Raw genomic sequence first — 12,712 nt, 5'->3', positions numbered from 1 at the left:
GAGGTCGTCTACCGTGAAAAAATTTCTACCCACTTCAACCGCCGGCAGTTTGCCTAAACCTTCGTGGCTCGCACAACCCGAGACACTTTGGTCACCGTGGAAATTGCAGGACGAGGTGTTGATCGAGGGCAAACAGGATGCTTTGCGCCTGTCGTTGCAAGAGCAGCAACATGCGGGCATCGATATCGTCAGTGACGGCGAGCAAACGCGCCAGCATTTCGTGACCACGTTCATCGAGCACCTCAGCGGCGTTGATTTCGAGAACCGCAAGACCGTTCGAATTCGCGATCGCTATGACGCCAGCGTGCCGACGGTCGTTGATGCGGTGGAGAGACAGAAGCCGGTTTTCGTTGACGATGCCAAGTTCCTGCGCCAGCAAACGAGCCAGCCCATCAAATGGGCGTTGCCGGGGCCGATGACGATGATCGATACGCTGTACGACGATCATTACAAGAGTCGCGAAAAACTGGCCTGGGAGTTCGCAAAGATCCTGAACGAGGAAGCCAGGGAACTGGAGGCTGCCGGCGTCGATATCATTCAATTCGATGAGCCCGCATTCAATGTCTTCTTCGACGAGGTGAATGATTGGGGCGTCGCGACCCTGGAAAGAGCGATCGAAGGTCTCAAGTGTGAAACCGCCGTGCATATTTGCTATGGCTATGGCATCAAGGCCAACACGGACTGGAAGAAGACGCTGGGGTCGGAGTGGCGGCAGTACGAGGAAGCCTTCCCCAAGTTGCAAAAATCCAGTATCGACATGGTCTCGCTGGAATGTCACAACTCGCGCGTTCCCATGGATCTGATTGAACTCATTCGGGGCAAGAAGGTGATGGTGGGGGCCATCGATGTGGCGACCGATACCATTGAAACCCCCGAGGAAGTCGCCGGTACGTTGCGAAAAGCACTTCAGTTCGTGGATGCCGACAAGCTCTATCCCTGCACCAACTGCGGCATGGCGCCGTTGTCGCGTGCAGTCGCGAGAGGCAAGCTGAGTGCGTTGAGCGCGGGTGCGGAAATCGTCCGCAAGGAACTCTCGAACTAGGTCCGAACTGACGTCGAAGCGCTCGGCCACCATGCATCCGGTATCACGGTGATCGCATCACACGTCGATGGCGAACCGGTCGGCTTCACGTGCCGGTCTTTCACTCAGCCACCGCCGACGATCTGCTTAAGGTGAACGTCGGTCAGGGCTTCACATTCCCTTGCCTGGAGCCGACGGCCGCGGCAATGCGACTTTGCGCAGCGACGAGTTGGTCGTCCGTGGTCGCCACCAGCCACAGACGTGCCTGCTCCTCGATTTGGCGGTTGTGATCCTTCAACGGGCCCATCGTGGCAGCGGCCTTCCAGACGACCGGGGCGATTCGGCTTTTCCTGCCTGACGGCGCGCCTACCAGCAGGCAGTAAGGACCCAGCGGGAGCGATACAAACGGAAGTGCCGGACTGGCACGCTGGCGCCAGTCGATGAAGGGCGTGTCGCCTATAAGCAGCGGCGTGGGCAAGCCGTGGAGCACACTGAAATCGTACAGCGCCAGTTGCTCCCGCATGCCGGCGTAAATACGCCGGATGTCGTCGACAACCGCCGCGCGGATCTCGTCATCGAACATGGGTTCCTGCGCGTATCGGGCAAACGCCTCTCGTGCCGCCCATTGATATGCGCTGAACAGGCCAATCTCCACGCAGTCCTGCACTGCGCGCTGGACATCCGCTGCCGAACCGGCGTCCTCCGGCGTACCCAGCTGCGCGGCTCGCAAAAACCGGGCAAGTCCAGCCTCGTGGATCGCAGGCCCCTCCGCGGATGCATCGTCTTCAGCGCCCTTGCCAAGGGGCACATAGATATATTTCTCGGCCGCGAAATGCGACTTCTTGCCCTCGTCAAACCTGATTTCGCCATCTACGCAGTCGAGATAGCGAGTCCCGATTCGACCATGCTCCCAAACCCAGTTTTTCAGGAGCGGACGGAGTGGATGCAGTCTGTCGTGATCGGTCATGGAAGCCTCCTGGTTGCCCAGTATAGTTCCAAGTTGTCGATTGTTTCGTGGACGACATGGCGATCAATCGGTCCACTGCCGCCGTTGGAGCCCGCGCAGCCTCAACGGCTGTTCAACTGGATATCGGTGGCCCCGTGCCTGCGCCGAGCGGCAAGTGCTCGGCCTTTGCGGGCGTTCACGTGTTGGTCGCGGCCGGTCGACTTGATTCTGCCTTGCGGACGTTCGGCTGAGGATCTGCACCGAACGTCTGCTGTCAGGCTCGGCGAACAGGCACTTTCGACCGTCGATAGCCGCTTTGCCCGGGAACAAGTCAGCGGCAGCATCCGAGGTCCAACGGCCCTTCACGAGCCGACTGCGCCACCCTCCGTCATCGTGCGACGGGGGGATTCGCCCCGGGCGGGCGCCCGATATCGAATCGACTCTCGGGTGCGACGAGTGCATAGGCCGATGGGCCGCCTGCCCGAAGAATGATGCCTGCGCCGAAGGTGTCGAAGGTGCCGTCTTTAAGCAAGTCCTGGCGAATGTGAACAGCCACGACTTCTCCCAGCACGAGCCATGTGGTGACAGGCGTGCCTTTGTGATCGCGCAGCTGGATCACATCGGTGAGCTTGCATTCGAAGTTGACACCGCTCTCTGCCACGCGTGGAACGGCGACCTGCCGAGACGGAGCGGGGGTCAGCCCGGCCACTTCAAACTCGTCAACTTCGTAAGGCACCATTGCGCACGTTGCATTCATCTTTTCGGCGAGATCGCGTGTGGTGAGGTTCCACACGAATTCCCCCGTTTCTTGCACGTTGCGTAGGCTGTCCTTTGCGTCGATGCTCGAGAAGCCGATGATCGGCGGATGGTAGTTGAAGGCGTTGAAAAAGCTGTATGGCGCGAGATTCAGCATGCCGTTGCTGCCGCGCGTGGAAATCCATCCGACGGGCCTTGGACCGACAATCGAATTAAATGGATCGTGCGGCAATCCATGGCCTTGTGACGGTTCGTAGTAGTGGTAGCGAGCATCAGTCATGGTTTTGATCGGAGAGTGAGTCATGTCAGGTGGCCGGAGCTGCGCGTCAGTCTATGCCTGCCGCCCGGGTCGTCAGCACGATCTTGCCGATATGCGTGCCCGAGTCCATCAGCGCATGCGCGCCGCGCGCATCGTCGAGATCGAAGGTCCGATGGATCACGGGCTTCACCGCGCCACGCCGGATGTGCGGCCACACCGATCGCTTGAGATCCTCGATCAGCTCCGCCTTTTCCTCGTGCGTGCGCGAGCGCAGCGTCGAGCCGATGTGCATGAGGCGCTTCGCCAGCATCGGGAACAGGTCCAGTGCTGGCGCGGGCCCCTTGATCACGCCGATCTGCACGATGCGGCCGTTCATCGCGGCCGCCGCGTAATTCCGCGCGACGTAATCACCGGCGACGATATCGACGACCACGTCGACGCCGCGCCCATCCGTCGCGCGCATGACTTCCTCGACGAAATCCTCGTTGCGGTAGTCAACCGCGACATCGGCACCGAGCGCGATGCTTGCGGTGCGGTGCGCGTCGGAGCCGACCGTCGTGATGATCTTCGAGGCGCCGAACGCCTTCGCGAGCATCGTCGCCGTGGTGCCGATCCCCGATGCGCCGCCATGGATCAGCACGCTTTCGCCAGCCTTGAACTTGCCGCGCTGGAACAGGTTCAGCCATACCGTCAGAAAGGTTTCGGGGATCGCGGCCGCCTCGACCATCGTGAGACCATCGGGAACCGCGAGTGTGTTGCTCTCGTGCGCGACGGCGTACTCCGCATAGCCGCCCCCCGGCACCAGCGCGCAGACGAGATCGCCGACCGCGAACCGGGTCACGTCGCGCCCGACGGACACGATTTTGCCCGCGACTTCGAGCCCGGGAATGTCCGACGCGCCCGGTGGCGGATCGTACAACCCTTTGCGCTGCAGCACGTCAGGACCGTTCACGCCGGCCGCATGAATGCGGATCAGCACTTCGTCGTCGGCCGGTGCGGGAACAGGACGCTGCACGGGTGCCAGCACATCCGGGCCGCCCGGCTGCGTAATGTCGATCGCGGTCATCGCCGCGGGAATGCCTTTCGTTTCGTGTGACACGACTTCATCCTTTTAAAATGCCGGATGCGCCGCGGATTCGAGCGACCCGCCGCATCGGTTGAAAAAAGTGTAATCGCGCGGCCTGTGTTTGACGTGCAGAGAATTGCTGGACGTATGATGCAAATTTGCATCACGCCGGGGGCGACATGAACTGGGACGACGCGCGCATCTTCGTCGCGCTCCATCGGGAAAGGACCTTGCGGGCCGCCGCTCGCGCGCTCGACATCGATCAGGCCACGGTGGGCCGCAGGCTTGCGGCGCTCGAGCACGCGCTCGGCGCGACGCTGTTCCTGCGTACGTCGAACGGCTATGAACTCACGCCGGTCGGCAGGATCGCGATCCGTGCAGCCGAGGCGATGGAGCAATCCGCACACGATCTCGTGCGCCACACGCAAGGCGTGGACAAGCGGCTCGCCGGCGAGGTGAAGCTATCGACGACGGATGCGCTGGCACACGAGTTCGTGATGCCGGCCCTCGAGCGCCTGCATGCGAAGCATCCGGACGTATCGGTGATGCTCGACACGACGAGCCTGCTCCTCAATCTCGCGAAGCGCGAAGCCGACATCGCGATCCGGACCGTCAAGCCCCGAAATCCAGATCTGCTCGCCCGCCGTCTGGCGCGCTGGGAAGTCGGACTGTTCGCGTCGCCCGACTATGTGCGGCGCCATGGCGAACCGGTGCCGGGCGAGCGGTTCGCCGGGCATGATCTCGTCGTCTACCAGCCGTATTTCGCCAAGGCGCGGGTGCCGGCGTTCGCCGGGGAACCGCTGACGGACGGCCGCATCGTCGCACGGCTGAACACGAACCTGACGTTGCGCGCGGCACTTAAGGCCGGGCTCGGCATCAGCGAGATACCCGTGCCGATGGGCGAACGAGACGGCCTTGTGCGGATCTGGCCGGACCGTACAAACGACGCGTCGTATGAGGTTTGGCTCGTCACGCATCAGGATCTGCGGCATACGGCGCGCATCCGCGTGACGATCGAAGAGATCGTCGTTGCGTTCGGCGGATAGCAGCGAATACTGTGCTTGTGGCAGTGGAGGTTGTCACTTCTTCCCCCTGAACTACCGGATAAGCGGGTCGCGAAATCTCGCGAAACTTTCATCGGTATCGACCCATCGCAGGCGGGTGCCTGAAATGGGCGGCCGCGCGCCCGTCGCCCCCACACGTTTGATCAGCCGCAAGCGCGCCGTAATCACTGCTCACGGGCTCGCAATGGCGAGTACACTGGAAATGCCCTAGAAGCAGGAGAATGCGATGATCGACGCTGGCCCCCAAAGCACCTTCCGAGGGCTGCCGCTGACCGTGGAGCAGGACGCGGAGGTGAGGCACTACATCAAGGATCGGACTCGGCGTGGGCTGCCATGGGACACGCCGGAGCTGAGCGCGATGCTCAAGGACATGCTGCAGCCCCCGGGCGACGGTGACGGCGATGGCGATCGTGATGGCGACGGTGATTTTGCGTCCCCGGCAGACGAAGCCAGAGCGGCCGCCGAGCGCGCGACGGCCTCCGTCGACGATGAGATGGACCCCATCGAGGCGAATGAGGAGTGGCATGCGGCCATGGAGTCGGAGGGCATGAAAGGGCCCAGACGATAACAGCGGAGCAGCGACGCTCCGAACTCCCGCAGCGCCGCATACGAGGAATGCGCGCCGGATGCCAGGCGTTTCAGGAAACGCGCGTTGTATCGGAGCGTACGCAGCGGGAATGCCGACGCGCGCGGCGATCCCATTGAGAGACCCCCGATACGCAATCCATCGGTTCCCAAGTAATTCCGGGCAAAGTCCATCGCGCCACCCCATGTCGCGTGGCGCCAGCGGAACTGCGAGCCGCATCTCGTCGCGTGGCGCCCGGCAGCGGGCGCCCTGTCAGTGCCTGATTACACAGACGGCGACGATTTCGTATCCGGGGTCGGCATGCACGTGCGCGGCCTTTTCCGCTTCCTCATACGAACCAAACGACGTGGCATCCTCAACTGCCGGTGCCATGCCGATATCGCCATCCTCGGCGGTGCAGAGGAACTGCTCGCCGGTCTTCACGACGTAGACGGACAACATGATTCCCTCCATCGTGTGCAGGGGGGAATTCCAGTCTAGCAGGCCAGAAAAGGGGCGCAGGTGGTTCGCTGAGTCCTTTTCGCGAGATCTGCGACAGGACCGAAAAGCCGGGCACAATACCCGCATGCAAAATCCAGACCTCGAACAGCTCGTCACCGTCATCATGCCCTTCGGGAAATACAAAGGCCGGCTGATTGCCGACCTGCCCGGGCCTTACCTCAATTGGCTAGCGCGCGAAGGGTTTCCGCGCGGAGAAATCGGCCGGCAGCTCGCGCTGATGCACGAGATCGACCACAACGGCCTGCGGGACTTGCTGGCGCCGTTGCGCAAACGCGGATAGCGCCAATCGGGGGCGAATGTCCCGGGCCCCCGCATCGGTCGTCCGTGATCGACAAACTACCACCGCGTTTCAACCCCACCTGCCACGCGTGCCGAATGCTCGCATGCGACCCCGTCCGTGGTCCGCATGCACCTGGCGTGTCGCCGATGCTGACATAGAATAGAAAACAGTCCCTTGTGGACGCGTTGATGGCAAGAAAAGGGGTGCCAACATGAGACGCCTTTATTTCCTCGTACCCGATACCCAGATGGCGAAGGCCATCGTCGACGATCTATTGCGCGCACGCATCGTCTGGCGCCATATCCACGTTCTCGCCGACCACAGCGTCACACTCGATCAGTTGCCCGAAGCATCGTTGCTGCAAAGCAGCGATGTCGTGCATGCGCTCGAGCGCGGCGTCGCGCTCGGCGGCGCGGCCGGTGCGCTGATCGGCCTCGTCGCGCTCGTCTTTCCGCCGGCGGAGCTCGTGATCGCGGGCGGCGCCGTCGTCGGCTTGACGCTGGCCGGCGCGGGATTCGGGGCGTGGACCGCCGCGATGATCGGCATCGCCGAGCCGAACGCGCGACTCCAGCGATTTCGCGAGGCGATCCAGGCAGGCCAGATCCTGATCATGGCCGACGTGCCGGCATTGCGAGAGCAGGAAATCGAAGAAATGGTCGCCCAGCATTTTCCAAAGGCGGACCTGGAAGGCGCCGAACCGACGTCACCGATCTTCCCCTGACGCGCGACAGCAAGCCGGCCTGCCCGACACCCGGGGGCATCGACGCGTTGCGTCGAGCGCACGACCGCGACCGCAGGCCGCGCGTGGAGCGGGTCGCTCGCACGTTGCGCAGGCAACCCTGTCCGCCATCCCGAATCGCGCAAGAGACGCGGGTCCGACGCGCGTGACGCCTTCGGAGCCGAAGTGCCGACGTCGAACGGTCGGCAAGGAGGTCGTATGGAACTGCACATTCAATCGCACCATTGGGAGCGGCGTACGCCCGACTGGGTCGCCGCTGCCGTGGCCGGTCTCGCGGGCGGCGCGCTGGTGATCGCGCTGGAATTCGTCTGGTCGACCCTGGTGCTCGGCTCGAGCCCGTGGCAACCGACCCACAAGATCGCGGCGATGGTGATGGGCCGCAGCGCGCTCGGCCAGATGACGCAATTCAACCTCGAAATCGTGGCGATGGCGCTGCTGCTGCACTACGTGCTCGGCGCGATCATGGGGATGATGCTCGCCGCGATCATGGCGCCTTTCCGCCTCGATTCGAGCGTGGGCATGGAAGCCGCGATCGGGCTGGCGTTCGGGATCGTCGCGTATGGGTGGAACTTCTACGTGATGACGGCCGTGTTCCCGTGGTTCGTCTCCGAGCGCGGTTCCGGGCCCTTGCTGGCCAACCTGTTGTTCGGCGTGGTGGCGGCCATCACCTACGGCAGGCTGGAGCGATTGCGCAAGCAGAACGTGGACGACTGACCCATCGCGTTTCCCGCCGCGCCGCGCTTGAACACGCGGCGCCCGCGGGAGACACGGAACCCGGTGTCGGCGGTGCCGGCGAGTGAGATGCAGCGAGGCGGCCTATGGCCCTTGCGATTGCCCTGGTCCTGATCATCCTGTTGGCGGTGGGGTTTCACTTTGCCAGTCCGTGGTGGATCACGCCGATCGCGTCGAACTGGGTGCGCATGGACGACATGCTGACGATCACGCTCGTCATCACCGGCGCATTCTTCATCGCCATCAACCTGTTCATCGTGGTCGCCCTGGTGCGCTATCGCCACCGTAGCGGGCATCGTGCGGCCTACGAACCGCACAACCGGAAACTGGAATGGTGGCTGATCGGCCTGACCATCGTCGGCGTGGCGGCGTTGCTGGCGCCGGGCCTGTTCGTCTACGCGGACTACATCCGGCCGCCGCGCAACGCGCTGCAGATGGAGGTGCTCGGCCAGCAATGGCAATGGCGTTTCCGCTTCGCCGGGCCCGGCGGCAAGCTGGGCACGACCGACGCGCGCTACATCAGCAACGACAACCCGTTCGGCCTGAACCCCGCCGATCCGAACGGCCGTGACAACTACCTGATCGACAGTCCCGAGGTGCACTTGCCGCTCAACCGGCCGGTCCAGGTCCTGACCCGGTCGCGCGACGTGCTGCACGACTTCTACGTCCCGCCGTTCCGGGCACGGATGAACATGGTGCCGGGCATGGTGACCACCTTCTGGTTCACGCCGACCCAGGCTGGGCGCTACGACATCCTGTGCGCGCAGCTCTGCGGGATCGGGCATGCCGGCATGCGCGGCGTGGTGGTGGTGGAAGACGAAGCCGCGTTCTCGCGCTGGCTGGCGCAGCAGACTACGTTCGCGCAGCAGCAGATGGCCCACGTGCAGGCCGCGCCGGCCGCCGCGGGCGGCAGCGCGCAGGCGCTGGCCAACCTGGGCAAGACGCTCGCGGCGGCCAAGGGCTGCGTCGCCTGCCATACCGTGGACGGCAGCCCGCTCGTGGGCCCGACCTGGAAGGGCCTGTACGGCAAGACCGAAACGATGGCCGACGGCAGCACCGCGAAGGTGGACGAAGCCTATCTGCGCGCGTTCATCCGCAATCCGACGGCCCGCGTCGTGAAGGGCTTCTCGCCGATCATGCCGCACTTCGACCTGAGCGAGCAGGAACTGAGCGCGCTGGTGGCCTACATCAAGGCGCAAGGCGGGACGGCCGCCAGCACCGCGGCCCAGCCCTAGCGGAACGGACGAAGCAGACGGAGCACACGCCATGACCTACGCGCACACCGACCACGTCCCGCACAGCTTCTGGACCCGCTATGTGTGGAGCCAGGACCACAAGGTCATCGCCGTGCAGTACGCGCTGACGGCCATCGCGATCGGCCTGGTCGGCCTCGTCCTGTCGGACCTGATGCGGCTGCAGCTCGGCTTTCCGGGCAAGTTCGCGTTCATCGACGCGAACCACTACTACCAGTTCGTCACCATGCACGGGATGATCATGGTGATCTACCTGCTGACGGCGCTGTTCCTGGGCGGCTTCGGCAACTACCTGATCCCGCTGATGCTGGGCGCGCGCGACATGGTGTTCCCGTTTCTCAACATGTTGAGCTACTGGGTCTACCTGCTGGCCGTGCTGGTGCTGGTGGCGAGCTTCTTCGTGCCGGGCGGGCCGACCGGCGCGGGCTGGACGCTGTATCCGCCGCAGGCGATCCTGCCGGGCACGCCGGGCGTGGAATGGGGCATCGTGCTGATGCTCGTGTCGCTGGCGATCTTCATCGTCGCGGCCACGATGGGCGGCCTGAACTACGTGACCACCACGCTGCAGGCACGCACGCGCGGCATGACGCTGATGCGCATGCCGCTCACGGTGTGGGGCATCTTCATCGCGACCATCATGGCGCTGCTGGCGTTTCCGGCGCTGTTCGTGTCGGCGGTGATGATGCTGTTCGACCGGACGCTCGGCACCAGTTTCTTCGTCCCCGCCGTGGTGTCGATGGGGCAGACGCTCAAGCACGCCGGCGGCAGCCCGTTGCTGTTCCAGCACCTGTTCTGGTTCTTCGGGCATCCGGAGGTCTACATCGTCGCGCTGCCGGCCTTCGGCATCGCGTCGGACCTCATCAGCACGCACGCGCGCAAGAGCATCTTCGGCTACCGGATGATGGTATGGGCGATCGTGATCATCGGCGCGCTGAGCTTCGTGGTCTGGGCGCACCACATGTTCATCGCGGGCATGAATCCGTACTTCGGCTTCTTCTTCGCCACCACGACGCTCATCATCGCCGTCCCCACCGCCCTCAAGGTCTACAACTGGGTGCTGACGCTGTGGCGCGGCGATATCCACCTGACCGTGCCGATGCTGTTCGCGATCGGCTTCATCAGCACCTTCGTGCTGGGCGGGCTGACCGGGCTCTACCTCGGCAACGTCAGCGTGGACATCCCGCTGTCGAACACGTATTTCGTCGTCGCGCACTTCCATATGGTGATGGCCGTGTCGCCGATCCTCGTGGTGTTCGGCGGCCTGTATCACTGGTACCCGAAGGTGACCGGCCGCCTGCTCGACGACACGCTCGGGCGCGCGCACTTCTGGATCACCTTCGTCGGCACCTATGCGATCTATTTCCCGATGCACTATCTCGGCATCCTGGGCATGCCGCGGCGGTATTACGCGTATCAGGGCTACAGCTTCATTCCGCATTCGGCGCAGACGCTCAACACGTTCATCACGATCGTCGCGCTGATCGTCGCGGCGGCGCAGCTGCTGTTCCTGTTCAACCTCGCGTGGAGCCTCCGCCACGGCCGGCGTGCGGACGGCAACCCGTGGCGGGCCACCACGCTCGAATGGCAGACGCCGCAAACGCCGCCCGTGCACGGCAACTGGGGGCCGACGCTTCCGGTCGTCTACCGCTGGGCGTACGAATACAGTCCGCCGGGGCAGGCGGAAGACTTCGTGCCGCAGAATCAGCCGCCGGCGACGGCGCCTGAACCCAAGACGGCCCATCCGACGCTGCACCCGGGCGAGGCACACGAATGACCACGCTGCCGCGCCCCTTCGTTCCCGATGCGCCACCCGGCCTGCCGAATGCGGGCCGCACCGGCCTGGCCGTGTTCATGGCGGTGGCGACGACGTTGTTCTCGCTGCTGCTGTTCGCCTATGCGATGCGCATGCGCGAACCCGACTGGCAGCCGATCCCGCATCCGGCGCTGCTGTGGTGGAACACGGGCGCGCTGGCGCTGGCCAGCATCGCGATGCAGCGCGCCCGGCGGATAGGCCCGTACCGCACGATGTGGCTGGTAGCCGGCGGCGTGCTGGCGGCCGTGTTCGTGATCGGGCAACTGGTTGCGTGGCAGATGCTGTCGGCAGCCGGGGAGGCGGTCACCGTCAATCCGTCCAACAGCTTCCTCTACCTGCTCACCGGCCTGCACGGAGTGCATGTGCTGGGCGGGCTGGCGGCGTGGGCCGTGACGATCGTGCAGCTCCGGCGCGCGGACCCGTTCCGGGCCCAACGGGCCATCGCACTGTGCGCGCGCTACTGGCATTTCCTGCTCGCGGTCTGGCTCGTGCTGCTGGCGGCGATGCAGTGGCTGACCCCCGGGATCGTCGCCGCCGTCTGCGGGCCGCTATACGGAGCCGCGCCATGACCGCGCCGACGGCCCACACCGAATCCGCAGCCGAATCGTCCGCGGTGCCGCCCGTCGACGCGCGGCCCGACGGCTGGCGCGGCATCGTCACCGACTGGTCGTCCGACCGCGAAGCCTTCAGGGTGCCGTGGGGCAAGGCGATGATGTGGATCTTCCTGCTGTCGGACACCTTCGTCTTCAGCAGCTTCCTGATCGGCTACATGACGGTGCGCATGTCGACCACGGCGCCGTGGCCCGATACCGCGAAGGTGTTCGGGCTCAGCGTGGGCGGCGTGGAAGTGCCGTTGCTGCTGATTGCGATCATGACGTTCACGCTGATCAGCAGCAGCGGCACGATGGCGATGGCCGTCAACTTCGGCTACCGGCGCAACGCACGGCCCGCTGCCGCGCTGTTGCTGGCGACCGCGCTGCTGGGGGCGACCTTCGTGTCGCTGCAGGCGTTCGAATGGAGCAACCTGATCTTTCATGAAGGCATCCGCCCATGGGGCAACCCGCTGGGCGCGGCGCAGTTCGGCGCGTGCTTCTTCACGATCACCGGGTTCCACGGCTTTCACGTGACCTGCGGCGTGATCTACCTGCTGCTGATCGCGCGCAAGATCCTGCAGCCGGGATTCACCGAACACGGCAACTTCCAGATCGTCGAGATCGCCGGGCTGTACTGGCACTTCGTCGACCTGGTGTGGGTGTTCATCTTCGCGCTGTTCTATTTGTGGTGAGGCAGCCATGGAGCACACCGATCCCGCCGATCGACCCGACGCCGCGCACGGCCAGCAGCATCCGATCGGCCTCTACCTGAAGATCTGGGGCCTGCTGTTCGTGCTGAGCACGTTGTCGTACCTGGTCGACTACTTCAACGTGCAGGGCCTGATGCGCTGGGTGCTGATCGTCGTGCTGATGATCGCGAAGGCCGGGCTGATCGTGTCGATCTTCATGCACATGATGTGGGAGCGGCTGGCGCTCGTGTACGCGATCCTGATCCCGCCGCTGTGCCTGCTCGTGCTCATGGTGCTGATGGCGGCGGAAGCGCATCACACGTTCGGGATGCGGGAGCTGTTCTTTCGCTGATTGCAGCGTCGATCGTGCGTCGGCTTGATGGGCGCAATGCGCACGCGATCGACGGGCGCTGT

General features: G+C 64.3%; 15 protein-coding genes. 11 read left to right on the top strand and 4 right to left on the bottom strand.

Features of this window, described 5'->3' with window-relative positions:
- Nucleotides 1-13 precede the first annotated feature (13 nt).
- Nucleotides 14-1,042 carry a methionine synthase gene (locus CFB45_RS35735; protein ID WP_089429801.1) on the top strand — a complete coding sequence of 343 codons (1,029 nt, stop codon included), beginning with the start codon at nt 14-16 and terminating at the stop codon, nt 1,040-1,042.
- A gap of 142 nt (nt 1,043-1,184) precedes the next feature.
- On the opposite strand, the gene CFB45_RS35730 is transcribed toward CFB45_RS35735, so the two are convergent.
- The 3 genes from CFB45_RS35730 to CFB45_RS35720 all read right to left on the bottom strand — a co-directional run bounded on the left by CFB45_RS35730 (nt 1,185) and on the right by CFB45_RS35720 (nt 4,048).
- The gene (locus CFB45_RS35730; protein WP_089429800.1) at nt 1,185-1,988 is read right to left on the bottom strand and encodes a hypothetical protein; all 804 of its coding nucleotides are present in this window, start codon (nt 1,986-1,988) and stop codon (nt 1,185-1,187) included.
- Nucleotides 1,989-2,355: 367 nt separating this feature from the next.
- A complete protein-coding gene (locus tag CFB45_RS35725) occupies nt 2,356-3,003 on the bottom strand; it encodes a flavin reductase family protein (RefSeq protein ID WP_069249689.1) in 648 nt (215 codons plus the stop codon).
- A gap of 46 nt (nt 3,004-3,049) precedes the next feature.
- Nucleotides 3,050-4,048, bottom strand: coding sequence for an NAD(P)H-quinone oxidoreductase (locus tag CFB45_RS35720; protein WP_089430134.1), 999 nt, complete (start codon nt 4,046-4,048; stop codon nt 3,050-3,052).
- A gap of 179 nt (nt 4,049-4,227) precedes the next feature.
- On the opposite strand from CFB45_RS35720, the gene CFB45_RS35715 reads away from it, so the two are divergent.
- On the top strand, nt 4,228-5,094 hold the full coding sequence (locus CFB45_RS35715; RefSeq protein WP_089430133.1) for a LysR family transcriptional regulator: 867 nt from the start codon (nt 4,228-4,230) through the stop codon (nt 5,092-5,094).
- Nucleotides 5,095-5,338: 244 nt separating this feature from the next.
- A complete protein-coding gene (locus CFB45_RS35710; protein ID WP_089429799.1) occupies nt 5,339-5,680 on the top strand; it encodes a hypothetical protein in 342 nt (113 codons plus the stop codon).
- Between the two features lie 270 nt (nt 5,681-5,950).
- On the opposite strand, the gene CFB45_RS35705 is transcribed toward CFB45_RS35710, so the two are convergent.
- Nucleotides 5,951-6,139 carry a hypothetical protein gene (locus tag CFB45_RS35705; protein ID WP_069250279.1) on the bottom strand — a complete coding sequence of 63 codons (189 nt, stop codon included), beginning with the start codon at nt 6,137-6,139 and terminating at the stop codon, nt 5,951-5,953.
- A gap of 124 nt (nt 6,140-6,263) precedes the next feature.
- Between CFB45_RS35705 and CFB45_RS35700 the strand changes: the two genes are divergently transcribed.
- The 8 genes from CFB45_RS35700 (at nt 6,264) to CFB45_RS35665 (ending at nt 12,650) form a co-directional block, all read left to right on the top strand.
- On the top strand, nt 6,264-6,479 hold the full coding sequence (locus tag CFB45_RS35700) for a DUF3820 family protein (protein ID WP_047853223.1): 216 nt from the start codon (nt 6,264-6,266) through the stop codon (nt 6,477-6,479).
- 211 nt (nt 6,480-6,690) lie between these two features.
- Complete coding sequence (locus CFB45_RS35695; protein WP_089429798.1) at nt 6,691-7,200, top strand: DUF1269 domain-containing protein; 510 nt, start codon at nt 6,691-6,693, stop codon at nt 7,198-7,200.
- 216 nt (nt 7,201-7,416) lie between these two features.
- Complete coding sequence (locus CFB45_RS35690; RefSeq protein ID WP_089429797.1) at nt 7,417-7,932, top strand: hypothetical protein; 516 nt, start codon at nt 7,417-7,419, stop codon at nt 7,930-7,932.
- 104 nt (nt 7,933-8,036) lie between these two features.
- Entirely contained in the window at nt 8,037-9,185 is a 1,149-nt protein-coding gene (locus tag CFB45_RS35685; protein WP_089429796.1) for a c-type cytochrome, read from the top strand.
- 31 nt (nt 9,186-9,216) lie between these two features.
- Nucleotides 9,217-10,977 (top strand): cytochrome c oxidase subunit I, encoded by a 1,761-nt coding sequence (gene ctaD / locus CFB45_RS35680; protein WP_089429795.1) that lies wholly within the window; start codon nt 9,217-9,219, stop codon nt 10,975-10,977.
- Nucleotides 10,974-11,585 (top strand): cytochrome c oxidase subunit 3, encoded by a 612-nt coding sequence (locus tag CFB45_RS35675; protein WP_089429794.1) that lies wholly within the window; start codon nt 10,974-10,976, stop codon nt 11,583-11,585. Before ctaD ends, CFB45_RS35675 begins: the two co-directional genes overlap by 4 nt.
- The gene (locus CFB45_RS35670; protein WP_089429793.1) at nt 11,582-12,301 is read left to right on the top strand and encodes a heme-copper oxidase subunit III family protein; all 720 of its coding nucleotides are present in this window, start codon (nt 11,582-11,584) and stop codon (nt 12,299-12,301) included. The genes CFB45_RS35675 and CFB45_RS35670 overlap by 4 nt, the downstream gene beginning before the upstream one ends.
- Before the next feature lie 7 nt (nt 12,302-12,308).
- Nucleotides 12,309-12,650 carry a cytochrome C oxidase subunit IV family protein gene (locus tag CFB45_RS35665; protein ID WP_089429792.1) on the top strand — a complete coding sequence of 114 codons (342 nt, stop codon included), beginning with the start codon at nt 12,309-12,311 and terminating at the stop codon, nt 12,648-12,650.
- The last annotated feature ends 62 nt before the right edge of the window (nt 12,651-12,712 follow it).

It is taken from the genome of Burkholderia sp. HI2500, assembly GCF_002223055.1.
Taxonomy (GTDB): domain Bacteria; phylum Pseudomonadota; class Gammaproteobacteria; order Burkholderiales; family Burkholderiaceae; genus Burkholderia.
This window is presented reverse-complemented; position numbering and strand designations above follow the sequence as displayed.

Coding starts and splice junctions, on each gene's coding strand:
- CFB45_RS35670 (WP_089429793.1), top strand. CDS start 11,582: ATGACCGCGCCGACGGCCCACACCGAATCCGCAGCCGAATCGTCCGCG.
- CFB45_RS35695 (WP_089429798.1), top strand. CDS start 6,691: ATGAGACGCCTTTATTTCCTCGTACCCGATACCCAGATGGCGAAGGCC.
- CFB45_RS35675 (WP_089429794.1), top strand. CDS start 10,974: ATGACCACGCTGCCGCGCCCCTTCGTTCCCGATGCGCCACCCGGCCTG.
- CFB45_RS35705 (WP_069250279.1), bottom strand. CDS start 6,139: ATGTTGTCCGTCTACGTCGTGAAGACCGGCGAGCAGTTCCTCTGCACC.
- CFB45_RS35690 (WP_089429797.1), top strand. CDS start 7,417: ATGGAACTGCACATTCAATCGCACCATTGGGAGCGGCGTACGCCCGAC.
- CFB45_RS35715 (WP_089430133.1), top strand. CDS start 4,228: ATGAACTGGGACGACGCGCGCATCTTCGTCGCGCTCCATCGGGAAAGG.
- ctaD (WP_089429795.1), top strand. CDS start 9,217: ATGACCTACGCGCACACCGACCACGTCCCGCACAGCTTCTGGACCCGC.
- CFB45_RS35700 (WP_047853223.1), top strand. CDS start 6,264: ATGCAAAATCCAGACCTCGAACAGCTCGTCACCGTCATCATGCCCTTC.
- CFB45_RS35685 (WP_089429796.1), top strand. CDS start 8,037: ATGGCCCTTGCGATTGCCCTGGTCCTGATCATCCTGTTGGCGGTGGGG.
- CFB45_RS35720 (WP_089430134.1), bottom strand. CDS start 4,048: ATGACCGCGATCGACATTACGCAGCCGGGCGGCCCGGATGTGCTGGCA.
- CFB45_RS35725 (WP_069249689.1), bottom strand. CDS start 3,003: ATGACTGATGCTCGCTACCACTACTACGAACCGTCACAAGGCCATGGA.
- CFB45_RS35710 (WP_089429799.1), top strand. CDS start 5,339: ATGATCGACGCTGGCCCCCAAAGCACCTTCCGAGGGCTGCCGCTGACC.
- CFB45_RS35730 (WP_089429800.1), bottom strand. CDS start 1,988: ATGACCGATCACGACAGACTGCATCCACTCCGTCCGCTCCTGAAAAAC.
- CFB45_RS35665 (WP_089429792.1), top strand. CDS start 12,309: ATGGAGCACACCGATCCCGCCGATCGACCCGACGCCGCGCACGGCCAG.